Here is a 25,147-nt window from a genome sequence, read left to right on the forward strand (position 1 = left end):
ATTGACCCTAAGTAAGTCAACAATATGTTGATTCAGACATAATAAAAGACGTTTCTGAACGCTTGGCTAATAAAACTTTAGGAGGAACGGATATGAGTGAAGTCGTGAATAAAGCCACATTGGCCAAAGAAACAACCGGTGTACTGGCAAGCCTGACTACCGGTCAAAAAAATGAAGCGCTGCTAGTAATGGCGGAGGCCCTGCGCCGCGAAGCTCAAGCCATCATTGCCGCTAACGGCGAAGATCTGGAACGCGGCCGGCTGGCCGGCACTCCAGAGTCGATGCTAGACCGGCTCGCCCTTGATGTCGGACGGATCAACAGCATCGCAGAAGGTCTGCAGCAAATCGCCGTACTGCCCGACCCTATCGGCGACACGCTGGAAACCATCAACCGTCCGAACGGTCTCTCCATTGAGAAAATCCGCGTACCCCTTGGCGTGATCGGGATTATATACGAAGCCCGTCCCAATGTTACCGTGGATGCGGCCGGTCTCTGCCTTAAGACAGGCAATGCCGTAGTTCTGCGGGGAGGCTCTTCTGCCCTGTCCTCGAACCGCAAAATTGTTGAAGTGCTGCATGCCGCCTTGGCCCAAACCGCGGTGCCGCCTGGTGCACTGCAGCTGATTGAGGACCCAAACCGTTCCTCCGTCGATGAGATGCTCAAACTTAACGGGCTGCTGGATGTCATTATCCCGCGCGGCGGAAGTTCCTTGATCCAGAATGTTGTGCTCAACGCTACTGTTCCGGTAATTGAAACAGGTGCGGGTATATGCCATACTTATCTCGACGCAAGTGCCCGTCCTGATATGGCAGAGCAAATCAGCCTGAACGCCAAAGCCCAGCGCCCGTCCGTATGCAATTCCATGGAGACGCTACTCGTTCATCGCGACTTTGCCATACAATATTTACCTTCCCTTGCGGAATCCTTCCGCACAGCTTCTGTAGAATTACGCGGTTGTCCGGAAACGGTTGCCCTTGTACCTTGGGCACTGCCGGTTACTGCGGAGGATTATGCGACAGAATACAATGATTATATTCTTAACGTCCGGATAGTCAGCGGACTGGAAGAAGCGCTGCGGCATATTGCCGAGTCCAGTACCAAACATTCCGAGTGTATTGTAACCGAAGATACTGAACATGCAGCCCGTTTCCTGCAGGAAGTGGATGCAGCAGCTGTATACCATAATGCTTCGACCCGTTTCACAGACGGCTTTGAATTTGGATTCGGCGCCGAAATCGGAATTAGCACCCAGAAGCTGCACGCCCGCGGCCCGATGGGCCTGCCCGCGCTCACTTCATGCAAATATAAAATATATGGCTCCGGCCAAATCCGGAGTTAGTACAAAGAACAAGGGGGACTTTTAGCCATGTGTCAGCAACCCGCAATTCCACTGATCAATCATAAAATTGTTTTTTATGGCGCAGGCTCAATGTCAGAAGCAATTGTACGGGGCATGATTGCCCGAAATGTCATTGATTCCAACAATATCGTTATGCTGAACCGCAGCAGCAACGAGCGTTTGGCTGAGCTGCGCAGCCGTTATGGCGTGCTTGGCTGCAATGATCCGGAACAAAAAATTGAACATCTGCGGACGGCTCCAGTCATTGTCCTGGCGATGAAGCCCAAGGACGCTGCCGAAGCGCTGCGCGTATTAGGATCTGTGCTCTCACCGGATCAGCTGGTGATCTCCGTAATAGCCGGTCTGACCGTCCGCACGATTCATGGCCTGTTGGGCACCTCTCAGCCTGTTGTGCGTACGATGCCCAACACTTCCAGTTCCATCGGCCTTGGAGCTACAGGAATTGTGTATTCCAAAGAAGTTAATGAAGAAGGACGCCGTACGGCGCTCAACATCTTTGAATCCGTTGGTATTACAGCTGTGATTGAGGAAGAACGAATGGAGACCTTAACCGGAATTTCCGGCAGCGGTCCGGCTTATATCTACTACATGATGGAAGCGATGATCGCTGCCGGCATCCGCGGCGGACTTCCACCGCAGCAAAGCACCGAGCTGACCGTGCAGACTGTCCTCGGCGCTGCGCGTATGGTGCAGCAGACGGGTGAGGAACCGGCAGCACTGCGCAAGAAGGTCACTTCGCCAAACGGCTCAACGCAAGCAGCCATTGAGGTGCTTGAAAAGGCCGACTTCTTCGAATCGGTCATAGCCGCAGTTAACCGCTGTGCAGAACGCTCACGCGAGATGGGTGTTGCACTGGAGAAGGAACTGTCCTAAACTCCAGCCCATGCAACTCAGGATCGCACAGAAGCCCGCAGCCACTTTCCTCACGGAATGGCGCGGGCTTCTTATTATTCAGCTTTTTTAACCTCATCCTCACTTCGATTGTTGCAAACAACAAAAAAGAACCCTGTTGCTTTATTCCCAGCAACAGGGTTCTTCCGTTTGTGCCGCTATCTTCCACCACTGCGGAACTTCTGTGTGTAGTTCTTAACATCCTCGGCGTTTTTCACCCGGTTGCGGGCCCATTCCAGCAAGATGCGGTCAATATAGCGGAAATGAACCTTCCCGGCGAATACCGATTCTTTTAAGGCAAGCAGAATCAGCTCTTCCGGGTACCGGTCCTGATCCACCCAGCCGGAGATTGTTTCACATTCCATCGGAGACAGTGGACGGCCGAATTCCTTCTCGAAGATACTGAACAGACTGCGGCTCTCATCAGCGGCCTTGCCGGGTACAGCGACAGCCGTTCTGCCGTATCCCCCGTCCAGAACGGGAAAACCGGTAGTAAAGCGGGCTGCCTCGCGTGAAGGAGCCGTTCCAGCGTTCTTATCCTCTGAAGCCTCTTTCGCAGCTTCAGCCAGATAAGCACCTAGCTTTGTATACATTCCAGAGAAGTTGTAGCGCTCATAATGGATATCTCTCAGCTCATCATTATCTTCGTCGATGCTGATAAACCCTTCCTTCATGAGCTTCTGCAGTTCTCCCGCTATGACAGCGATACTTCGGCCTGTTACAGCCTGCAGTTCCTCCAGCGAAGGAAAGTCGATGCCCTCTACCTGCCGGAACGACAGAAGGTGAATCAGCAGCATCGCCTCACTGCCGCTGAGATTCAGCTTCCGGTAATGCTTCAAGAGTGCATAAGGAATGATGGCCATTCCGTTCTGAAGACCAGCAGCCATTCCTTCGCCCCATGTACTCCATCCTTTGCCGTCCATGCACCAGCCCCCTTTATGCCCTTACGGGTAGAGACGGTACAGCGTACGAGGGAACGGTATCGTTTCTCGCACATGATCCAGACCACAAATCCAGGCCACTGTGCGTTCGAGTCCAAGACCGAAGCCGGAGTGCGGCACTGAACCGTAGGTGCGCAGATCCATGTACCATTTATAGCTATCCATCGAAAGATTATGTTCTTTGAAACGTTCCTCCAGCAATGCCGGATCGTCGATCCGCTGCGATCCGCCGATAATCTCCCCGTAACCTTCCGGAGCAATCATATCCGCACAGAGTACAACTTCAGGACGCTCAGGATGCGGCTTCATGTAGAAAGCCTTGAACGAAGCCGGATAATGCGTAATAAAGACAGGTTTGTCATTGGCTTCAGCAATTGCGGTTTCATGCGGCGCACCAAAATCGTCGCCCCAGGCAATTTCATGACCATTATCGTTCAGGAACTTAATCGCATCATCATAAGTAATACGCGGGAACGGCGCTTTGATATTCTCCAGCTTGGAGACATCGCGGCCTACCGCTTCCAGCTCAGCACGACAGTTGGTCAGTACCGATTGTACGATAAAGCTGATGAATTCTTCCTGAACTTTCAGACTTTCTTCGTGATCCGTGAAAGCCATCTCCGGCTCGATCATCCAGAACTCGATCAAGTGGCGGCGGGTCTTTGATTTCTCAGCACGGAAAGTAGGACCGAAGGAATACACGCGGCCCAGCGCCATTGCTGCAGCTTCCATATAAAGCTGGCCACTCTGCGTCAAATAAGCATCCTCATCAAAATATTTCGTGTGGAAGAGGTTGGTAGTGCCCTCAGCCGATGTCGGTGTCAGGATCGGCGGATCCACCTTTGTGAACCCGTTCTGATTAAAGAACTGCTGAATAGCGCGGATAATCTCTGCACGGATCACCAGTACGGCCCGCTGCTTCGCGGAGCGGAGCCAGAGATGACGATGATCCATCAGGAAATCGATGCCATGCTCCTTCGGTGTGATCGGGTAGTTCTCGGTAAGATGCAGAACCTCGATGCCCGTCACGGTCATCTCATATCCCGATTGAGCACGCGGCTCTTCGCGGATAATGCCGGTCACATACAAGGAACTTTCCTGGGTAAGGCTTTTGGCATCATCCCAGACCTGCTCAGGCACTTCGGATTTTACAACAACCCCCTGGATATAGCCTGTACCATCCCGGAGCTGCAGGAATTGAATTTTACCGCTGGAGCGCTTGTTGTTTACCCAACAGCCGATAACAACACTCTCTCCGACATGTTCATTAACGCGTTTAATTACACTCTTGTTTGCCATGCCTACGATCTCTCCTCTAGTTTAGCCGTTAACCCCTTGCACAATACGATAGGTATCGCGTGCAATAACAAGCTCTTCGTTCGTCGGTACTATAAGCACCTGCACCTTGGAATCAACTGTAGAGATGCGGCGCGGATCACCGGAACGAACCTTATTGGCTTCTGTATCCAGTTCGATTCCGAGGAACGTAAGCTGATTCAACACTCTTTCGCGCAACAGGGATGCATTCTCACCCACGCCGGCAGTGAACACGATAACATCCACACCGTTCATAGCTGCTGCGTAAGAACCGATGTATTTGCGCAGACGGTATTCATACATTTCAAAAGCAAGCGTAGAGTTAGGCTCGCCTTTTTCTGCACCATCAATAATATCACGCATGTCACTGCTGATGCCAGAAATAGCCAGCAATCCACTATGTTTGTTGAGCATGGAATTCACTTCGCCTACGGACAGCTCTTCCTTGTTCATCACATAAGGAACGATTGCCGGGTCAAGATCACCGCTGCGTGTTCCCATCATCAGACCTTCCAGTGGTGTCATCCCCATGGAAGTATCAATAGATACTCCGCCTTTAACCGCAGTAACACTGGCACCATTACCGATGTGACAAGTAATAATCTTCAGATCCTCGAGCGGACGGTCAAGATATTCCGCTGCAGCTTTGCTGACAAAATCATGCGAGGTGCCGTGTGCTCCGTAGCGGCGGACTTTGTATTTGTTGTAGAGCACTCTTGGGATAGCGTACATATAAGCCTTCTCAGGCATCGTTTGGTGGAAGGCTGTATCAAACACAACAACCTGCGGAACGCCGGGCATATTCTTTTCTGTAGCCGTAATCCCCATCACAGCAGCCGGGTTATGCAGTGGAGCAAGGTCGAACAATTGACGGATCTTCGACTTGGCATCGCCATCAACCAATGAGGATTCCTTGAAGAATTCTCCCCCGTGAACTACACGGTGGCCTACGGCATTAATTTCTTCGATCGAACTGATTACGCCATGCTCGCTGTCTGTCAGGCAAGCCAGAACCTTGCGGATGGCGGTATTGTGTTCCAGAATTTCACTGACTTCAGTGACTTCCGGTTTGCCTGTTGGCTTATGGTTCAGAATGGAAGAATCCATCCCGATGCGTTCTACCAGCCCTTTGGCCAATACAGATTCATCTGTCATATTATACAACTGATATTTCAAAGAAGAACTTCCTGAGTTAATTACTAATACGTTCATACACGGTCACCATCCTTGTCATACTTGAAGAAGCCTTCGCCCGATTTCATGCCCAGTTGTCCCGCACGCACCATCTTCTTAAGAATAGTCGATGGACGGTATTTCAGTTCCCCATACTCACGGAACATGTTATCCAGTGCGGCAAGAATCGAATCCAGACCGAAACGGTCAGCCATTTCAAGCGGTCCATACTGGAACTGATAACCGATGCGCATTGCGTCGTCAATATCCTCTGGGGAAGCGACACCTTCCTGCAGAACATGCATAGCTTCGTTAATGAACAAGCAAATAAGGCGCGAACTAACAAATCCTGGGGATTCATAAATCATTACGCCTTTTTTCTCAACGACCTCGTCAACAAAAGCTTTGGTGTCTTCGAAGGTACTGTCAGATGTCTTCAGTCCACGTACAATCTCCACAAGATCCACCTTACCTACCGGATGTATGAAATGCATGCCGATTACGCGTTCCGGGTACATTGTAGAGCTGGCAAGCTCCGTCAAGCTGAGCGTTGACGTGTTGCTGGCAAGAATAATGTGGCTCGGGCACACTTGGTCGAGCTGATTAAATACTTTTTGCTTAGCTTCCAGGTCTTCCGTAATTGTTTCGATGACCATATCACACGAGCTGAGCTCGGCGAAATGTGTCACTTTTTGGATGCGGCTAAGAATCAGTTTCTTTTCTGCTTGGGTAATCGCCCATTTCTCCAATTGTTTATCAAGACTTGTCTCGATCATTTCGTAGGAGTATTCCAGTCTTTCCGTGTTTTTCTCCACCAGCATAACATCAAGACCCTTGGCTGCCAGCATTTCAGCAATCCCTTGTCCCATTGTGCCACCGCCGATGACACCTATTTTTTTAAAATTCATAAAAAAGTCTCCATCCTTTCAGGTATCTATACTTTTGTATTGTACCTTTTCTGTCGTAAAAAATATGTAGCCCGACATATAATAATATCTTAGCATGTCTGAAAAGTAAAAAAAAATAACCGGCATAAAGAATTATGCCGGTAAAAGGACACTGTCACGAAATTGACAACGAAATTGCTCTCCGGAGAGGACTTCTTCCTTCATTAAAATGTCAAGAGAGTAATCAAATACATTTCTTTGCTTCTCCAGCAGGTCCCGGGTACGAACCATGAGCTCATCCAGAATCTTGCTATTTTCCTTCATCAGCTCTTCTGTAGTTACCATTTCCAGGTTGGCGATCCCAAGTGACGTGAGTCCCGACTTCATCATGGTCTCGACAATATTCAGCGCCTGATCGAAATCGCCGCGTGAACCTGTGCTGCGGCCCCCATAATACATCTCCTCGGAAGCTGCTCCGCCAAGCGCGATCATAATCTGATTCTCCAGATAATCCTTGGTATACAAATACTGCTCGGTTTGCGGGTTATGACGAACATAACCAAGTGCTTGTCCACGCGGAGTCAAGGTAACCTGGCTGACGCTGCCCGGACGCAGCAGCTCCGCCATAATAGCATGTCCAAGCTCATGGATGGCCACCCGCTGTTTCTCTTCATGATTGGTTTCGCGGTCAGTCTTCTCGCCCATCATCACCTTGTCAATCGCCATCGCCAGATGGCGCTGCTCGACTTCGGTCAGATTCTCGCGCATCATATAAATCGCCGCTTCGTTCATGACGCTCTCCAGCTGTGCACCGGAGAATCCGTAGGCTTCCTCGGCGATCTTGTCTAAATTCACCTCAGCATGCAGCGGCTTATTCTTGGCATGCAGATCGAGGATTGATTTGCGGCCCTTCTTGTCAGGCATATCCACCTGGATATGACGGTCAAAGCGGCCGGGACGCAGCAGCGCTGAATCCAGCATTTCCTTGCGGTTTGTTGCCGCAACAAGCAGAATGCGCGGTGTATCATTGTTATAGATCCCGTCCATCTCGGTCAGCAGCTGATTAAGCGTCTGATCGTATTCACGCTGCTGGCCACCTTCACGTTTGCCGCCGATAACATCAATTTCATCAATAAAGATAATGGCGCTTTGCTTATTCTCTTTCACTGCACGGGTCCGGGCATCCTTGAACAAGTCACGGACACGTCCGGCACCGACACCGACGTACATTTCCACGAATTCACTGCCTGAAGCGGCAACGAACACGGAATTGGTATAATGAGCCGCAGCCTTGGCCATCAGCGTTTTACCAGTTCCCGGAGGGCCTGTAAGCAAGATCCCTTTAAGCGGACGAATCCCGAACTTGCTGATTTCTTCGTGCCGGATCAGGAAATCAAGCGCTTCCCGCAACTCCTGCTTCGCGTTATCCTGACCGCCGATTTCTTCAAACGTAAGCTTGGAAGGGCCATTCTTCTTGCGTTTCTTGTCCCCGCCCGCATTCACCGTCAACCCGCCGCGCAAATGGGCGATCACCAGGAGTGCACAAACCATACCGGCTGCTATGATGACAGGAATAATGTTAATGCCCACAAAAGCCATAAATATCAGCAGGACCGGAACAAATCCGGCTATAATCTCTTTCCACCACTTAGGCATTGTTCCACACTCCCATCGTTGCCGCTGCACGCGGTAAAATGATGAACTTGCTCTCTTCACCGTTGCTCAGGCTCACATAGACGTTGTTGTCATCAATTTCAGTTGTTGCAGTTACATTCTTGTATTCCTGAAATTGCTCTTTCAATCCATCTAGTTTAGCAGGTATAAGTGTATACTTTTTGCTTTCCATCGCTTCTGCTACTGAGAACATCGCTTTATCCCAATATTCGTCCAGCAGTTTACTGGAATGCTGATCAACGTCCAGCTTGAGCGACCGTCCATTAATGGCTGACTTGCCTTCAGTGTTCACGTATTGCACCAGCTCGCGCAATTTCGTGCCAGGTTTCAAATCCAGTTTCAAGGTTACCTCATTGCGGTTAATAGTAATATGTGAATGATTAACACCTTCATAAGCCGATACTATCTTATCAAGCGGCTCATGGACCGCAAATTGACGATAAGCATAAAAGCTGCCAAAGAGCAGTGCAGCAGACAACAGAGACGTTAGCAGTACAGGCACAAGACGCAGTTTCAAGAAACGTCCTCCTCTCAAGTTGACCAAACTTAAATATATGATTTGCAATAAATAGCGTGTCTAGCGCCCATCCGAGACTGACATGCTCTTAAGCATGTCTTAATACAAGTAGAAGTATATCACAGGTGTATATACGATTTCGCACGAAAGTGTGAATATATTTAAAATTTTTGATACTAATTTCTGGGCATTCCCTTCAATCCTTGCTCCTTTATCGGCAAAAAGGACCTGAATGATTAATCCATTCAGGCCCTTTTCTATTCTGCTAATATATTAATTTCTCCTGACTTCGATATTGCTATTTGTATATACTTCGTTATGTACTCAGTATCATCAATATATACCCACAGCATCCATAAACCCGGCGGCAAATGAAAGGACTGGCAAGGCTATTTCAAAGGAAAGGATAATAAAGCCAAGAGCCACCAGCTTCCTCCTTTTGTTCATTCTCCCATATTTCACTGCTCCCAATCCAACTGCAAGAGAAACTACGTACACCGCTAACGTTAAATAATCCACGACCTTCCCCCATCATCAACTAATTTTATCTACTGCTTGTTACAATTTTCTCACCTTTCAAGAGTTCAGACAGTTTGTAATATCTTGCACCCATGGAATTCTTCTCCATAGCCCCCCCCTGAATTCTCTGCGTTATGTAATTCTTGATTCTGGCAGCCAGCTCATGCTGAACCCAGGCGTTTTTTGCGGTTTCTCTGGAACAGGACAACGTAATATCGCGCCTTATTTTATGTACTCCTGCCTCAAGCATTTCTGAGTTCACCTGAACAAAATCATAATCTTCTTTGAAAGCCGGTGGGTCTACGGGGTTCCGGCGGTTTAACTCTTTAGCAGCAACCGGATCAAATTGGGATACCTTGAAAAAAGATAGGATATAAATTTCACAAAATGTCAGAGTAAAAAAATGCCTATCGCTCCTACAGTTCCAAAATTCCCCTCTGCTGCTTTTGCCTCGGTTGCGCTTTAGTTCAACTTATTAGCAATATTATGCAAAAAAGCGGACAAGCACTGGTCCGCTTTGTCCGCTTTGTCCGCTTTTCATTTGTTATTGCAAGCCTGCCTCTACTTGCTCGGCAAAGTATATCCATCCCCGATTGCTGTACCATCCGCAAAACGAAAGAACTTGTAATAATAACGTCCCTCCTGCTTGTAAAAAAGCTGCCAGGCGTACTCTCCATTATATACTCCCGGAAGCAGCCGTTTAATATCGACGCCGGGTAGCTGGGAGGCTATAATGGAGCGGATTTGCTTCTCCGAGGTTCCTTTGGCCAGCTCTTCCGCATAAACTCCGTTATCACCGCCGGCCGGCTTACCGTCTACGGTGAAACGTACCCACACCATCAGATCCGTACCGGCTTTATTTTTCCCTGTCAGCACCCAGTACACTGAATTTTCGTCCCATACCGATTTTTGCGCCTTGGATATCTCAGTAAGTCCCGCCCGGGTCTTGGCAACTTCTTTGGCCGCGCTGCGTTCATTCCATTGGTCCTTCATGATATAGGCATAAAATTGGCTTAGACCGAACAAAATGAGCAGAAACAGAGCGATCCCCAGCAGAAGCCATTTTTTCCTTTTCCTCAAAATGCAGCTTCCTTTCCTTAATATATGAAACGTCATAATGTCAACTACGGCGGCAGTCGAATTAACGCTTCAGCAGCCCTTCAAAAGTTTCTTGCGCCTTCCGGCGGATTTCTTCCTCGTCCAGTGTTAGGCACTGACCATGCTTCACAATCTGCTTGCCGTTCACCCAGACATGCTCGACATCCTTGGCGCTGGCCGAATACACGGCGTGGGAGAGCAAGTCGCTATGCGGCAGTAAATGGGGCTGGTCGATATCAATCGCAATAAAATCAGCCTTCATCCCTGCTGCAAGGCGGCCCACCTGGTTCAGGAAGATTGATTCCGCCCCGTACTGCGTGGCCATCAGCAGCGCTTCCGGTGCGGGAACTGCGGTAGGATCCCCGCTGACGCCCTTATGGATCAGTGCTGCAAGCCGCATTTCCTCGAACATATCGAGATTATTGTTGCTTGCCGCCCCGTCCGTACCCAGCGAAACTTTGACTCCGGCTCTCAGCAGCTCAGGCACCCGCGCAACCCCGCTGGCCAGCTTCAGGTTGCTGCCCGGGTTATGGGACACCCCCACCTTGTGGCGGGCGAGGATTTCGATCTCCTCATCGTTCAGATGGACACCATGGGCGATTAAGGACGGGCGGGTGAACATTCCCAGCTTCTCCAGGTGCGCTACAGGACGCAGGCCGTAATCAGCGGCATTCTGCTCCACTTCACGCAGCGTTTCCGACATATGCGTATGCATCGGCAGGTCCAGATCATGTGCTGCCTGCACAAACCGCATGAAAAAGTCCGGAGGACAAGTATACGGGGCATGCGGTGAAATCATGGTTGTAATTTTGCCGTCAGCCTTGCCGTGCCAGTTGCGGGCGAACGCAACAGCTTCCGCAAGCTTCTGGTTCTGCACCTCTTCAGGACATAGACCAATAACACCGCGCATCAGCACCGCACGGATGCCGGAATGTTCGACCACCTCGGCCACCCGGTCCATATGATCATACATATCCAAAAAGGTGGTTGTGCCGCCTTTCAGCATCTCCAGAACGGATAAGGAAGTGCCCCAGTAGACATCATCTCCCGTAAACTTCTCCTCCATCGGCCACATTTTCTCCTGCAGCCAGGCTTGAAGGACCATATCATCCCCGTAGCCGCGCAGCAGCGACATCGCAGCATGGCCATGGGTATTGACCAGACCCGGCATGAACAGCAGGCGGCTGCCGTCGAGCGTCACTGTGCCTTGTTCAAAAACGGGTTTCTCTTCCCCTATGTATGTGATCAAATCATTTTCTATAGTCATATAACCGCTCAGGACCGGCTTCTCGCTTCCGGGAACCAGAAAACGTCCGTTTGCAATTATCATCTTATTGCTGCTCATCTGTAATTCCTTCCTTTCCATCATGTAAATAATACGCCAGACTTTGCAGATCAGTCGTAAAGTCGGCAGCATGAATCCGGATGGTTGCAGGTGTCTTCAGAATGACCGGTGCAAAATTCAGGATCGCCTCGATGCCCGATTCTACCAGAATATCAGCCACATTCTGTGCCTCGCTGTCCGGTACAGTGATGATCCCGATCCGGATTCCCTGATCACGGATGGTCTGACTCAGCTCCTCCATTGGCTGAACCGTAAGAGAGTTGATCTTTTGTCCAATCTTGGGAGCGTAAGAATCAAATACAGCGGTGATTTTCATAGTATCCTTCAGATAAGCATTGTAATTGGACAAGGCATGACCGAGGTTACCGGCACCTACCAGGGCCACATTGATTTGTTGATCCAGCTTCAGAATATGACGGATCTTTTCGATGAGATAAGACACGTCATATCCAATGCCTTTTCTGCCGAAATCACCAAAATAGGCCAGATCCTTACGAATCTGCGCCGGATTAAGGTCCAGCTTCTGCCCGAGTTCCTGAGAAGAAACGGTTGAGATTTCACGCTTTTGGAGATCGTTCAGGAAACGCAGGTACACTGGGAGTCTGCGAACGACGGCCTCCGATATTTTATCCGATTTCATGTTTTCTCCTCCTAATTTAGAATTGCACTGACGCGATATCGTATGATAACCACGTGCAGTGCCCGCTCCACGAACGGGACACAGCCTATGGCACAAAGAGATAAAAAAAATTTATATACAATGACAGATTAGGAAACGCCGCCCTCGTCAAGCCATTCCGCAATCCGCGGAACCATCTGATCGGTAAGCATGTGCTCCATCTTCGGACCAGGGAGTGAATACAGGAAGTACTTCCCGTAATAAGCTTCGATGACCCTGGTATCATATACAATAACAATTCCCCGGTCTTGCGCTGTACGAACCAATCGTCCAAAACCCTGCTTGAACCGGATAACTGCTTGTGGAACAGACATTTTCATAAAAGGATTCTTCTTCTGGGCCTGCAGAAGCTCTGCCTTTGCCTCAGCAAGCGGATGATTCGGCGGCTGAAACGGCAGCCTTACAATCGCAAGACAGGTCAGCGCCTCGCCAGGGATGTCGACTCCTTCCCAGAAACTGCTTGTTCCAAGCAATACCGATGCAGAGCTGTCCTGAAAACGCCGGATCAGCTTGCTGCGGCTGCCTCCCTCCACACCCTGGCCCAAAACCGTAATGTCCTGGGAAGCCAAGGCCTCTTTCAGCGGATCATAAACCTGGCGCAGCATTTTGTAGGAGGTGAACAGCACCAGCATCCGCCCCTTGGTCGCCGCCGCCGCTTCAGCCAGCGAATGCACCAGCTTGTCTACAAAACGCGCATCGCCTACGCTGCCCTTAACACTGGGGAAATCGCGCGGGATGACAAGCAGCGCCTGTTCACGGTACTTGAACGGTGAAGGCAGCAGCGCTGTCATGAGACGCCCTTGCTCTGAGGCTTCAGAAAGACCAAGGTTGTCAATCATGAACTGAAAGGACTTGTCGACCGATAACGTGGCCGAGGTCAGCACTATGCTCTTCTTCTTGTCGAAGAACAGATCCTTGAGCTGGCTGCTTACATCGACAGGCACGGCGTAGAGCTGAAGCGACTTGCCCCGGTAGTTGCCGCTCCCTTCCATCCAGTACACGATATTATCGTCACTGAGACCCATAAAGAAGCGGATTTGTTCCCGGATGGATGCCAAATCCTTGAATAAGCCTCCGATATCAGTCACCAGGCTGTCCGAAGACGATTGACTCTCCGTATCGCGCATCTCGCTGAGCATTTTGTCACCCCTGCGGATGATGTCGCTCAGGGCTAAGTGCAGCGTATTCTCCAGCGCCGCCAGCTCTTCCCAATCTTTGGGCTTGCTGCCGGGAAGCAGGCGTGTGACCAGCTGGCCGGCTTCACCTGCCGCTGCATCGCTGCGTTCGGGCAATAGGCCGAACAGCTTGTCGCTCAGTGTATCCCAAGTTTCCTTCACGGTAAGCAGGTCGGGATAGATTTTATCAATTACGCCGCTCCACTCCGAAGCCTGCTCACTGCCCGAGGACTGCAGAGTCTGACGCAGTGCCGGCAGCTGGCCGCTGCGGCTGTCTTTATACAGCCTTGTAAGCGTGTGAGCTACCGTGAAATACTTCATTTGCATGCCCAGATGCTTGCCCGCCACATCCTCCAAATGATGGGCCTCGTCAATGACAAGATGCTCATAAGCCGGAAGCAGCTGGTGCCCGGCTTTGACGTCTGCGAACAGCTTGGAGTGATTGGTAATGACCACATCGGCAATCCCTGCTTCATGTTTGGCCCGGTGGTAGTAGCATTTGCGGAACCACGGACAGGAACGGCCCAGACAGGAATCGGTATCACTGGCTACCGTCTCCCAGAAATCCCCGCCGCGACCGCTCAAATTCAGCTCCTCATCGTCACCCGATTCCGTCTGGGTCAGCCATACGATCATTTGCGCTGCCGTAAGCGCTTCTTCCCGGGGACTTACGAAGTCTTTTTTATTTATTTTATGTTCAAACTTGCGCAGACACAAATAGTGCCCTCTCCCCTTGAATATCGCAGCCTTAAACGGGAAAGGCACAACACTGGTCAGAAGCGGGATATCGCGTTCGCGCAGCTGATCCTGAAGGTTAATGGTATGGGTGCTGACCATAACCTTCTGCCCGGTACGTACGCTCTGATAAATGGCCGGCAGCAGATAACCGAGCGATTTGCCGGTTCCGGTGCCTGCCTCGATCAGCAGATGTTTGTCCTCCTGAAGGGCCGTATTCACTTCGCCAATCATGATCTCCTGGGCTTCCCGGCTTTCATATTGCGGAAGCGTATCCTTAAGCCGTTTGGTCACCTCGGCCATATAATCCCCAAAGGATACATTCTCCACAGGATTGCCAACACCTTCTTCTCTTGGAGGCGCCAGCTCAGTCCAGTCGCCTACAGCCAGTGCAAGCTGACGGTAAAAATTCAGCTCTCCTTCCGGCTGGAAGGTCTCCATCTCGTGCTCCCGCAGCAGGCCGTCAAAATACCAGGCCAAGTCACTGTCTTCATCGGCAAACAGCTCGTTAAGACGCTGAATGGTCAGCAGAGGCAAACTATACAGCTCTTCGAGACATTTAAGCAACACAATCGCTGTAGCTTCTGCGTCACTGTCCGCCTGGTGCGGACGGTCATGAGTGATGCCAAAATGGTTACTTACCGCACCCAGCTGATAGGTCGTTAGTGACGGAAAGCATATTTTAAGGAAATCGATCGTATCCAGAATCCGTCCCTGAAACGGCAAATAGCCGCAGCGGTCTAAAGCATTCTGCAAAAAATGGAAATCAAAAGCAACATTATGTCCAACAAGCACTACATCGTCAAGCAGCGGGACGAGCTCCATCATCATCTCATCCAGCTCTGGCGCATCCTTCACATCTTCATCGGTGATACCGGTCAAGCCCGTAATAAAAGGAGGAATCGGTGTTCCGGGCTTGACGTAAGAACCATACACCCGGGAGATGGACCGGTCTTCTTCTATAATGGCAAGGCCAACCTGGATGATCTCACCCACAGATTGGGTTCCCGTAGTTTCAAAATCAAGCACGGCAAATTTCATTATAAGTTCTATTCCCTTTCACTTGAGACTCTTTATCAGCATAACAGAAGTTACGAAAAAAGGCGATGCACACCGCTTGTTGAAGTGGATGCATCGCTTAAATGAGTGGGCTATGATTACAAAAGCGAAACAAGCTGTTTTCCGAATTGCAGCTTCCCTCCCCGCCTGCGGCAAACCTCCAGATTGACATTCGGTTCCGGGAGTGACGGGTCATGAAGCAAAGAAAGGCTGAACAGCTCCTTTGCCTCATTGAAGCGTTCCTGAGAAGCCCTGATGCACCCCAGCGCATTGTAGATCATCGCCTTCAGCTTGCTTTCGCGAATCAGCGCAAGCATATGATCCAGATGCCCCCATGCGGTCTCCCCGTCGCCCTCCTGCAGATAGGCCATGGCCAAATACAGGCGTGCCGCCAGACTGTCGGGGTGCTGCGCAATAACTTCCTTAAATTGATCAATACACTTCCGGTACATCAACAGCTTGTAGTAGCCCTGCCCTCTGACAAAAGAATCCATGAAAAGCTCAGGTGCTTCCTGCTGTGGCATCTCTTCGTCCGGCTGTGGCGGAAATTCCGCATGTTCCCGGAACTGACTCAACTTCTCGGCAAAGGCGAGCCACTCGTCCATAACCTCATCGCTAAGCCGGTGAAGCATGTTGTACTTGCATAAAAGGTCATCCCGGCGGGCACCCTCCGAAGTAGGGTAATCCGTGGCGATCTCCTGAAGCATCTTATTCATCTCAGCAAATAATTGTTGAAACATGGGACATCCCCCCTTACTGAAAATGAAATCAGCCTAAGCTTGCCTGCCTTCATTTTTCGCAAGTGGGGGGCTCTTCATCCCTGCCATTGATTACATGGCTTAGGTCTGGTGATTAAGCAATAGTAGCATGAATCTCATGATCGGCCAGCTTCACCGGCTTGTTCTCGCCATCCACAAAAACTACAGTTGGTTTATGCCCTGCCAATTCTTCGGCGGAAAGCATCGCGTAGGAGATGATGATGACAGTATCCCCAGGCTGAACAAGCCGGGCCGCTGCTCCGTTCAAACAAATGACACCGCTGCCGCGTGGTCCCGGAATGACATAGGTTTCCAGCCGGGAGCCGTTATTGTTGTCGACAATCTGTACCTTTTCGTTCTCAAGCAAATCAGCTGCTTCCATCAGGTTCTCGTCGATGGTGATACTGCCCACATAATTCAAATTGGCTTCGGTAACCGTTGCCCGGTGTATTTTGGATTTCATCATATGTCTAAACAAGGGTCGCAACCTCCTTGGGATTAAATACATTATTGTCAATCAGACGGGTTCTGCCAAACTTCACGGCAAGTGCAATAATGATTTCGCCGTCAGCATCACTCAGCAATGAAGCACCATCCAGCGTTTCCAGGCCCGGGAAGGTCAATATTTCCGCATAATCAATGACGGCAAGCGGAGAAGCAGAAATGACCGACACCAGCAGTTTCCGGGCATCGTCAACCGTCCGGACCTTGCCTTCTTCCATGGATTGGCGAACCTCACGCAGCGAACGGGACAATACCAGAGCCTGGCTGCGTTCCTCTGCACTTAAATACACATTGCGTGAGCTAAGCGCGAGTCCGTCGCCTTCACGGATGATCGGGCAGGCCACGATTTCAACATTCATATTCAGGTCAGCTACCATCCGGCGCAAAACCGCCACTTGCTGGGCATCCTTGAGTCCGAAAAAGGCGTAATCGGGTTGTACCATATTGAACAGCTTGCTTACGACTGTGGTGACTCCATCAAAATGCCCGGGGCGGGATGCCCCGCACAGCTGTGTGGTCAGCGAAGAGACCGATACCTGGGTGCGGATCGGCTGAGGGTACATCTCTTCCACACTGGGAATAAATACGATGTCGGCTCCTTCACGCTCTGCAAGCTCCAAATCACGCTGCTCGTCACGCGGATAAGAGGAAAAGTCCTCATTTGGCCCAAATTGCAGCGGATTAACAAAAATGCTCATCACTACCGTACTGCTCGTTTCCCCTGCGCGGCGCAGCAGGCTTGCATGCCCCTCATGCAGGTATCCCATGGTCGGCACAAAGCCGATGGGAGTATGCCCGCCCTTACGCATATATTCAAGCGCTTCACGCAGCTGTTCAATCGTTCTAACGACTCTCATCTTATTTCGCTCCTTTTCCGGCAGCGCCGTATAAAGATTCCAATACAGTTTCATCCGCATTAAATACATGATTCTCCGCCGGGAAGGAACGGTTCTTCACTTCCTGTATGTAGCTGCCGATTCCCTCACGGATCAGGCTGCCTACATCAGCGTAGGTCTTAACGAAACGCTTCTCCCGGTAAGGTGAAGCATATTGCAGCAGATCGTGGAAGACCAAGACTTGTCCGTCGCAGTACCGGCCTGCGCCGATCCCGATGGTTGGAATGCTGACCGCTTTGGAAATCGCCTCAGCCACTTCTTCCGTAACCAGCTCCAGCACAATGCCGAAAGCCCCGGCAGCTTCAAGTCCTTTGGCCTCATCCATCAGCCGTTGCGCATCCTTCGCGTCCTTGCCTTGGATCCGGTAGCCGCCAATCATGTTGACCGACTGCGGTGTCAGACCGATATGGCCCAGCACCGGAACACCGGCCGCAACAACGGCAGATACAGCCCCGCAAATTTCCAGCCCGCCTTCCATTTTAACGGCTTGCGCTCGGCCTTCCTGCATCAGTCTGCGCACACCGCGCAGCGTCTCGTCAATGCTGCCGTGATACGTCATAAACGGCATATCCGCCACAATGAACGTATTCTGCGCACCACGCGCCACGGAACGTGTGTGATAGACCATATCGTCAATCGTTACCGGAAGGGTTGTATCATAACCCAGTACAACATTCCCGAGCGAATCACCGACCAGAATCAGATCGATCCCCGCTTCTTCGGCCAGCAGGGCTGAAGGATAATCATAAGCGGTCAGCATGCTCAGCGGCACACCGTCCGTTTTCATTTTTTTCATTTTCACAATATTCAGTGCATGTTTGTCTGCCATTTGCTCCCATTCCCCTTTTCGTAGTTAAAATACGCGTAAACGCGCAAACAAAAAAACCTTTTAGCATGGTCCGCTAAAAAGGTCCGAAGGGCAAAAAAGAGTCACTCGCGATCGTCCCTTCTGTCTCGGTCCTTACGGCTCAGAGCAGAATCCAACGTAACCGTGGAAATACAGTTATGAAGGTGAATCCGAAAAGCAAATTGCTGTTGTACAGCTTGCTTGAATGAGTACAGCTCGACCCTGCGATACCGTCTCTGAACATATTATAACAAAAACCGCTGCTAATTACACCAAAAAAATGTGACAAGGCATGGAACCCTTGTCACTGGATCATTTCAATTTCACCTGATAATATGCAGGTGATATTCCCGGCAGTATCCCTTAGCAGCAGCCCGCCGCCGTCATCCAAACCGACCGCAGTACCTTCGCTGCGTCCCTCGGGTGTATTAAAGTACACCTGGCGCCCCAAGGTGACCGACATGGATTCCCAAAGCTCACGAACAGGCTTAAAGCCCCGTTCTATGTAAAGGGTGTACAAAAACTCCAGCTCGGCCAGCACCGCTTCCGTGAGTTGCTTGCGGTCAACGGGAATGCCTCCCCCTTCGATCAGCAGCGAAGTGCCGACTCCTCGCAGATCATCCGGATAGTCGTCCTCCGTCAAATTCACCGCAATGCCGATTCCGGCGATACAATAATGAAGGCCGCCTTCCCTGAGCGATGATTCCAGCAGAATTCCGCAAATTTTGCGTCCGCCTGCCAGCAGATCATTCGGCCATTTGATGCCGGCCTGCACGCCGCTGATCTCGCGAATGGCGCGGCAGACGGCTACGCCAGCCAGCAGCGTCAGCTGCGGCGTCAGTGACAGCGGAAGATTGGGGCGCAGCACCACACTCATCCAAATGCCTTTGCCGCGCGGTGAATGCCACCTTCTGCCCATCCGCCCGCGGCCGCCGGTCTGTTCCTCGGCGATGATCGCCGTTCCTTCCGGAGCGCCATTTTCGGCGAGCCTTTTGGCTTCCTCCTGCGTAGACACCACCGATTCCAGTCGCTGTACACTTCGGTTCCAGCCCGAAACAAAAGTATCTCTGTTCAGCCCGGAAAGCCCCGGCGTTTCATCGCTATTCATCGTTATCCATCCTTTTTGCTTCCTGAAGCAATGATTGTTTATTGTTGGCAATATCTCCAGCCGCTACGGCCTGCAGCAGCGCATGCAGCAGCTCTCCCAGCCACGGGCCGGGACGTTTCTGCATAGCTACGGCCAGCTCATTGCCTGTCACCGCAAGCTCTGCCAAGGTCTGCAGCGGCATTGATGCGCTCCAGGACCGCAGGAGACCCGTAGAGAGCGCCGGCGCTCCAGATGGCTGCACGGCGGCTTTACCCGTCTTTGGCTCTGATGGATCAACCTGCTCGGCCAAGGCACTGCCTAACCCTTGCATGGCCAAATGCAGCTGCACAGACGCTCCGGGCCCGGATTGGGCCAGGCCAAGACGCTGCTGACTGGAGGCGGCCTCCGGCACCGCCTCCAGCAACGTCAGCCACCCTTCGGCGGCTGACGTGCCCAAGGCCAGCACGGTGGCGATCCAGCGCCGCCGAAGCGCCTCGGTGCCGCCCGGAGATTCCGGCGGCACCTCTGCAAGCGCTGCGGTCCAGGCTTCGCGGACACGCAGCACCGAGGTGACGGCGCTGCGCGTCGCCCCCGGGAACGTCCATGCCCGCATCAGGGCGTCGGCCTCAGCGGCCGGCGTCTTCAGGGCATGGAGCAGGAGCGCCCACCGCAGGAGGGCGCCGGGCAGTTCCCCGATCCCGGCTAGCAGGGCGGCGGCTGCCGCCATGTCACTGCCGGTCCAAGGGAACGGGGCTTTGCCGCGCGGCAGCAAGCCGCTGCGCGCGAGAAGACCGAGGCCGCGCGCAGGATGCGGCCCCTCTATCATGCGCTCCAGCTCCGCGCGGAGACGCTCCACAGCAATATGCGCCAGCTTGTCACGCTGGCGCAGCAGCCCCCGCCACGTATTCTTAGCGATGGCGAAGTCCAGCACAGACGCGAACCGCACGCAGCGCAGCATGCGCAGCGCGTCCTCGTCAAAGCGTTCCTCCGCCGTACCCACACAGCGGATCAGGCGATGCTTCAGGTCAGCAGCTCCGCCAAAAGGATCAACCAGCTGCCCATCCAGACCGCAGCAGATGGCATTGATCGTAAAATCACGCCGCCGCAGGTCCTCCTGCACATCGCTTACAAAAAAGACGTGCTCCGGGCGGCGGTGATCAGCATAGCCGCTCTCCGTCCGGTACGTCGTTACTTCAAAGCTATATCCATCCTGCAATACGGTAACCGTGCCGTGTGCAAGCCCGGTCGGGACACAACGTGTGAACATGGCCATTACTTCTTCCGGCAGTGCCGAAGTCGTAAGATCCATATCATGCACCGGTCTGCCCAGCAGCTCATCACGGATGCAGCCGCCGACAAAATAAGCCTCACGGCCGGCTGCATGCAGGGTGGCAATCACTTTGCCTGCCGCCTCTGCCATGCCGGATGGTGCCATTTTCCATTCCATGAAGCACCCCTTACCCCCGGACTTTATCCATTCCGAGCACCTTTCGCCCAAGCACACGGTAATAAATATCCTCATATTGATTCGTAATCATGTCTCTGCTGAAATCGTTACAGGACCGCTCCAGACAAGCTCTTCTGAACTGCTCTATCATGTCCTCATTCGAGAGCAGCTGAACGGCATATTTAGCCATGGCGGCTGTATCGCCAATGGGAGCCAGGAACCCGGTTTTGGCATGCTGGATCAATTCGGGAATGCCGCCAGCCTGCGAGCCGATTGTCGGCACTCCGCAAGCCATCGCTTCCAGGGCTACAAGGCCAAAGCTTTCCTTCTCGGAAGGCAGCAGCAGGAGGTCGGCCAGGGAAATGACCTGGGCAATATCATCCTGCTTACCGAGAAAGCGAACCTGGTCTTCCAGACCCATCTCATTGATCTTCGCCTGAATCTTCGGCAGATCGGGCCCTTCACCCACCAGCAGCAGCTTGGCAGGCAACTCATGGCTCACCTTTGCAAAGATGTCAACCACATCACCGACACGTTTGACTGGACGGAAATTGCTGATATGCATCAGGATTTTCTCATCCGGTGAAGCAAAATCCCCCCGCAGATCGGACACGTCACGCGGATAATACACGCGTTTATCGACAAAGTTATAAGTTAGGTCAATATCGCGGGTAATATCCAGCACACGCCGTGTCTCGTTAATCAGATCCAGCGACACCGCCGTCACCGCATCACTCTCATTGATGGCAAGTCGGATCAAATCCTTAAGCGATTCATCCTGGCCAAGCACGGTAATATCGGTACCATGCAGTGTCGTTACCACTTTGATATCATTCCCTAACATCTGCTTGGCAAGGAACGCGCAGACCGCGTGCGGGACCGCATAATGGACATGTAATAAATCCAGCCCCTGCATCTTTGCGACCTGGGCCATCTTAGTAGCCAGCGCCAGATCGTAGGGGGGGTAACGGAAGACATAATAATCGTTAACCTCTACCTCGTGGTAAAATATATTTTTCTGAAACGTACCAAGCCGGAACGGGATACTGTGTGTAATAAAATGGACTTCATGGCCTTTCTCAGCCAACAGCTTGCCCAGTTCAGTCGCCACTACACCCGAGCCGCCAAGAGACGGATAACAAGTGATGCCTATTTTTAGCCGGTCCATAGCTCCGCCCCTTCGATAAACTTATGTTATGTTAGTACTATTAGTAATGACATGAGTTAATTATAGTTGTTCATCGGGCTGAAATAAAGCTTTGTGTTTAACGGTCTCCGGTGGTGAACAATTCAACTGCATGCGGCACTTTACTGGCGAAGCCCTCCGCATAAGGAATAAGCCTCCGCTGTCCGAGCAGCATATCCCGCGAACGGACGCGTTCGATATAGCCTTCATTAAGCGGGGTCGAAACTATATCCTCACCCGGTGCTTTCTCGAATTGCGAACGGTAGCAGGATAGCGCCTGCTCTTTAATGCTGTATTGTGCAGTCACATCCACGATAAGATCACACCGTCCGAGATCGTTAATGAAGTAAAAATAAAGCAGCGGTGCCGCTACCGCAGGCTTGTCCGGCATATATTTGCGCAGCTTGGCATTAAACACAGCCTCTTCCACCAGCTTGCTGCAAGCAATATGGTCAGGATGGCGGTCTTCCCAATAAGGTGCAAATACGATGTCCGGTGCGAATTTGCGAATTTCCGAGGTCACCGCTGAGAGATGCTCCTCTGTTAAACAGAGTCCCCGGTCAGGGAGCCCCAGATTCGTGCGGAGTGAGGCACCGAGCAGATCAGCGGCCTGCTGAGCTTCCAGCTTGCGCCGTTCTACGGTTCCGTTCGAGGACATTTCCGCAGCGGTCAAATCGCATAAGCCCACTTTTAGGCCGGCAGCAGTATGTTTGGCGATGGTTCCGGCCATGCCGATCTCGGCATCATCGGCATGAGCGCCGAATACTAGGATATCCAGCTTCATTATTCGTCCACACCAGGCTTGTACTTATGTACCAGCTCCCGCCAGCCGAAATCGCCCCGGTCAATCGCCTTGACCAGAATTTCTGCAGTAGCAATATTTGTCGCTACCGGAATGCCATACACATCACATAAACGCAGAAGGGCAGTAATGTCGGGCTCATGAGGTTGTGCCATCAAAGGATCACGCAGGAAAATAATCAGATCCAGCTCATCCTGCGCCACCAGCGAACCGATCTGCTGGTCACCGCCCAGCGGACCGGACATGTAGCGGTGGATATGAAGGTTGGTTTCGTCCATAATCCGCTGGCCGGTCGTTCCTGTAGAGTACATCTCAAGTCCAGTAAATACATGCTCATAAGCGGTTACAAAATTCACCATCTCATCTTTTTTCCGGTCATGTGCGATAAATGCAATCTTCAACATGTGTTCTTCTCTCCTGTCTATTCTATAAAGTGCTCAAAACCATAGATCATTCCTGTGTACTCCATCACTTTCTGGATACCCAGCTTGACTCCAGGCATATATCCAGCCCGTTCGTAAGAATCATGGCGTATTTTAAGCGATTGCCCAAAACCGCCGAAGACTACTTCCTCCTGGGCAAACACACCGGGGAGGCGGACGCTATGAATGCGGAAGCCGTTGTAGTAGCCGCCCCGCGAGCCCTCAATAATTTCTTCTTCTTGAGGATTGCCTTGACGCAGCTCCTCACGCGCTTCAGAAATCATTTCCGCTGTCTTGATTGCCGTGCCCGATGGAGCATCCAGCTTCTGATCTCCATGATACTCGATAATTTCTAGATGTGGGAAATACTTGGCAGCTTGGGCGGCAAACTTCATAAGCAGGATAGCCCCGATGGAGAAGTTAGGTGCGATCAGCCCGCCGATTCCCTGTTCCTGGCATTGCTTGTCCAGTTCCTTAATTTGTTCGGGAGTAAATCCGGTAGTACCAATCACCGGACGTACCCCGTATTTAATTGCGAGTGTCGTATTAGCAAAGGCTGATTGAGGAGTCGTAAAATCAACTAACACATCCCCGTTGCTATGTGCAAGGGCGGCCTCAAAGTCCGATGTAACATTAACTCCGCATTCTTCCAGTCCCGCGAGACGACCGGCATCGATACTGCCTGCCGATCGATCTACAGCCGCAGCCAGTTCCAGTTCATCATCCTGCAGCACCAGCTTTATAACCTCTTTGCCCATTCTGCCTCCTGCTCCGGAGACAATTACTCTGATCTTGTCGCTCACCCTTATTTCCTCCTCGCTTTCACTGGTTCCATGTTTATTGGATATATTTTTGCAATGATTTCTGAAGGTCCTTCATGAGCTGCCGCAGACCGGAATCATCCGGATGCAGGGAAATGACCTCTTTCATCGCGGCGATGGCCTGCAAGTGCTCGTTCATCCGGCTGTGCGCAATGGCGAGCCATACATATGCATCCCCGTATAGTGGATCCAGCGTAATCGCTTCTTTCAGCAGCGTGATCGGATGATACGGATTATTCGTCCCTGCCGTTTCATCTTCAAGCAGCCTTTTGGCCTCCTGGACAAGCTGCAGCGCCTGCAGATGCTGAAGATGCAGCCGGTATTCAGGCTTGCCATTATCAAGCTTGAGCGCTGCCAGTGCATGCTCCAGCGCCTTCTCCAGCATCCCGCTGCGGGCATAGGTAATGGAACAGCGGTATCTCACCTCGGCATCATCCGGACTGGCCGCTATAGCTGCCTCAAAGAAGTGTATCGCTTCGGCGAAATCGCTGCGCAGAATAGAGCGGTAGGCCGCTTTTACAAAATCGTTATGATTCATATCCTCACCATCCTAACGGCTAAATCCCGTTCGTTTGGTACAGCATATGTTATAGAAGCCTAATCGGTGTTTTTCAGTGTCCATCGCCCGGCATCGCGGGTATTGAACTTATGCATGACTTTATTGTGGGCTTCAGTCAGATCGATGCCCAGCGAATTGGCAAAGCAGATCGTAATGAACAGAATATCGCCCAGCTCCAATTCAATGGAATTCTCCGCTTCGTCGGATTTTTTCGGCTTCTCACCGAACTGATGGTTTACTTCACGGGCCAATTCACCCACTTCCTCGGACATTCGGGCCAGCATAGACAGCGGGCTGAAGTAACCTTCTTTAAATTGTGAGATGTACGCGTCGACTTCACGCTGCAAATCACCAAGACTTTTATCCATAATTTGTTTCTTCGCCCCCCTGAGAGTTCTTGCCTTCTGTTTGCCCCTATGTTATCGTAAAGACGTTTTGAAGACAAAT

Annotated in this window: 25 protein-coding genes; 2 read left to right on the top strand and 23 right to left on the bottom strand. The window is 51.5% G+C overall.

What is annotated here, in order from left to right:
- The first annotated feature begins 92 nt into the window (after window positions 1–92).
- Both NST07_RS22315 and proC read left to right on the top strand, forming a co-directional pair.
- A complete protein-coding gene (locus NST07_RS22315) occupies window positions 93–1,340 on the top strand; it encodes a glutamate-5-semialdehyde dehydrogenase (RefSeq protein ID WP_341094436.1) in 1,248 nt (415 codons plus the stop codon).
- Between the two features lie 27 nt (window positions 1,341–1,367).
- Window positions 1,368–2,234, top strand: coding sequence for a pyrroline-5-carboxylate reductase (gene proC, locus NST07_RS22320; protein ID WP_342480202.1), 867 nt, complete (start codon window positions 1,368–1,370; stop codon window positions 2,232–2,234).
- A 176-nt stretch (window positions 2,235–2,410) separates the two neighbouring features.
- On the opposite strand, the gene NST07_RS22325 is transcribed toward proC, so the two are convergent.
- The 23 genes from NST07_RS22325 to NST07_RS22435 form a co-directional block, all read right to left on the bottom strand.
- Entirely contained in the window at window positions 2,411–3,175 is a 765-nt protein-coding gene (locus NST07_RS22325) for a DnaD domain-containing protein (protein WP_342480203.1), read from the bottom strand.
- A gap of 21 nt (window positions 3,176–3,196) precedes the next feature.
- Window positions 3,197–4,492, bottom strand: a complete 1,296-nt coding sequence (gene asnS, locus NST07_RS22330; protein WP_038594390.1) for an asparagine--tRNA ligase — start codon at window positions 4,490–4,492, stop codon at window positions 3,197–3,199.
- A 21-nt stretch (window positions 4,493–4,513) separates the two neighbouring features.
- Window positions 4,514–5,722, bottom strand: coding sequence for an acetate kinase (locus tag NST07_RS22335; RefSeq protein WP_341094441.1), 1,209 nt, complete (start codon window positions 5,720–5,722; stop codon window positions 4,514–4,516).
- The gene (locus NST07_RS22340; protein ID WP_341094443.1) at window positions 5,719–6,591 is read right to left on the bottom strand and encodes a 3-hydroxyacyl-CoA dehydrogenase NAD-binding domain-containing protein; all 873 of its coding nucleotides are present in this window, start codon (window positions 6,589–6,591) and stop codon (window positions 5,719–5,721) included. The genes NST07_RS22335 and NST07_RS22340 overlap by 4 nt, the downstream gene beginning before the upstream one ends.
- 132 nt (window positions 6,592–6,723) lie before the next feature.
- Window positions 6,724–8,226, bottom strand: a complete 1,503-nt coding sequence (locus tag NST07_RS22345) for an AAA family ATPase (protein ID WP_341379129.1) — start codon at window positions 8,224–8,226, stop codon at window positions 6,724–6,726.
- Complete coding sequence (locus NST07_RS22350) at window positions 8,219–8,761, bottom strand: hypothetical protein (protein WP_341094447.1); 543 nt, start codon at window positions 8,759–8,761, stop codon at window positions 8,219–8,221. The genes NST07_RS22345 and NST07_RS22350 overlap by 8 nt, the downstream gene beginning before the upstream one ends.
- A 333-nt stretch (window positions 8,762–9,094) precedes the next feature.
- Entirely contained in the window at window positions 9,095–9,280 is a 186-nt protein-coding gene (locus NST07_RS22355) for a hypothetical protein (RefSeq protein WP_341094448.1), read from the bottom strand.
- 561 nt (window positions 9,281–9,841) lie between these two features.
- The gene (locus tag NST07_RS22360) at window positions 9,842–10,360 is read right to left on the bottom strand and encodes a DUF5590 domain-containing protein (protein WP_341094451.1); all 519 of its coding nucleotides are present in this window, start codon (window positions 10,358–10,360) and stop codon (window positions 9,842–9,844) included.
- Between the two features lie 61 nt (window positions 10,361–10,421).
- On the bottom strand, window positions 10,422–11,723 hold the full coding sequence (locus NST07_RS22365; protein WP_341094453.1) for an amidohydrolase: 1,302 nt from the start codon (window positions 11,721–11,723) through the stop codon (window positions 10,422–10,424).
- On the bottom strand, window positions 11,710–12,402 hold the full coding sequence (locus NST07_RS22370; RefSeq protein ID WP_341097724.1) for a redox-sensing transcriptional repressor Rex: 693 nt from the start codon (window positions 12,400–12,402) through the stop codon (window positions 11,710–11,712). Before NST07_RS22370 ends, NST07_RS22365 begins: the two co-directional genes overlap by 14 nt.
- 89 nt (window positions 12,403–12,491) lie before the next feature.
- Window positions 12,492–15,353, bottom strand: a complete 2,862-nt coding sequence (dinG, locus tag NST07_RS22375) for an ATP-dependent DNA helicase DinG (RefSeq protein ID WP_342480204.1) — start codon at window positions 15,351–15,353, stop codon at window positions 12,492–12,494.
- A gap of 116 nt (window positions 15,354–15,469) precedes the next feature.
- Window positions 15,470–16,111, bottom strand: coding sequence for a hypothetical protein (locus NST07_RS22380; protein ID WP_341094456.1), 642 nt, complete (start codon window positions 16,109–16,111; stop codon window positions 15,470–15,472).
- Between the two features lie 112 nt (window positions 16,112–16,223).
- Window positions 16,224–16,607 (bottom strand): aspartate 1-decarboxylase, encoded by a 384-nt coding sequence (gene panD, locus NST07_RS22385; protein ID WP_038594422.1) that lies wholly within the window; start codon window positions 16,605–16,607, stop codon window positions 16,224–16,226.
- Window positions 16,600–17,490: a pantoate--beta-alanine ligase gene (panC, locus tag NST07_RS22390; protein ID WP_341094459.1), complete on the bottom strand. Its 891-nt coding sequence runs from the start codon at window positions 17,488–17,490 to the stop codon at window positions 16,600–16,602. The genes panD and panC overlap by 8 nt, the downstream gene beginning before the upstream one ends.
- A gap of 1 nt (window position 17,491) precedes the next feature.
- Window positions 17,492–18,358, bottom strand: a complete 867-nt coding sequence (gene panB, locus NST07_RS22395; protein WP_341094461.1) for a 3-methyl-2-oxobutanoate hydroxymethyltransferase — start codon at window positions 18,356–18,358, stop codon at window positions 17,492–17,494.
- Window positions 18,359–18,680: 322 nt separating this feature from the next.
- A complete protein-coding gene (locus NST07_RS22400; protein WP_342480205.1) occupies window positions 18,681–19,484 on the bottom strand; it encodes a biotin--[acetyl-CoA-carboxylase] ligase in 804 nt (267 codons plus the stop codon).
- A complete protein-coding gene (locus NST07_RS22405) occupies window positions 19,477–20,910 on the bottom strand; it encodes a CCA tRNA nucleotidyltransferase (protein ID WP_342480206.1) in 1,434 nt (477 codons plus the stop codon). Before NST07_RS22405 ends, NST07_RS22400 begins: the two co-directional genes overlap by 8 nt.
- Window positions 20,911–20,920: 10 nt before the next feature.
- Window positions 20,921–22,078, bottom strand: coding sequence for an N-acetyl-alpha-D-glucosaminyl L-malate synthase BshA (gene bshA, locus NST07_RS22410; RefSeq protein WP_342480207.1), 1,158 nt, complete (start codon window positions 22,076–22,078; stop codon window positions 20,921–20,923).
- Between the two features lie 97 nt (window positions 22,079–22,175).
- The gene (gene bshB1, locus NST07_RS22415; RefSeq protein ID WP_341094468.1) at window positions 22,176–22,880 is read right to left on the bottom strand and encodes a bacillithiol biosynthesis deacetylase BshB1; all 705 of its coding nucleotides are present in this window, start codon (window positions 22,878–22,880) and stop codon (window positions 22,176–22,178) included.
- Complete coding sequence (gene mgsA, locus NST07_RS22420; protein ID WP_341094470.1) at window positions 22,880–23,302, bottom strand: methylglyoxal synthase; 423 nt, start codon at window positions 23,300–23,302, stop codon at window positions 22,880–22,882. Before mgsA ends, bshB1 begins: the two co-directional genes overlap by 1 nt.
- A 17-nt stretch (window positions 23,303–23,319) precedes the next feature.
- Window positions 23,320–24,123 carry a 4-hydroxy-tetrahydrodipicolinate reductase gene (gene dapB, locus NST07_RS22425; protein WP_341094472.1) on the bottom strand — a complete coding sequence of 268 codons (804 nt, stop codon included), beginning with the start codon at window positions 24,121–24,123 and terminating at the stop codon, window positions 23,320–23,322.
- Window positions 24,124–24,157: 34 nt separating this feature from the next.
- On the bottom strand, window positions 24,158–24,679 hold the full coding sequence (locus tag NST07_RS22430) for a tetratricopeptide repeat protein (RefSeq protein WP_340897447.1): 522 nt from the start codon (window positions 24,677–24,679) through the stop codon (window positions 24,158–24,160).
- 59 nt (window positions 24,680–24,738) lie between these two features.
- A complete protein-coding gene (locus tag NST07_RS22435; RefSeq protein ID WP_038594447.1) occupies window positions 24,739–25,068 on the bottom strand; it encodes a nucleotide pyrophosphohydrolase in 330 nt (109 codons plus the stop codon).
- Window positions 25,069–25,147: the final 79 nt, after the last annotated feature.

The sequence above is a fragment of the Paenibacillus sp. FSL L8-0340 genome (assembly GCF_038593145.1).
Taxonomy (GTDB): domain Bacteria; phylum Bacillota; class Bacilli; order Paenibacillales; family Paenibacillaceae; genus Paenibacillus_AQ.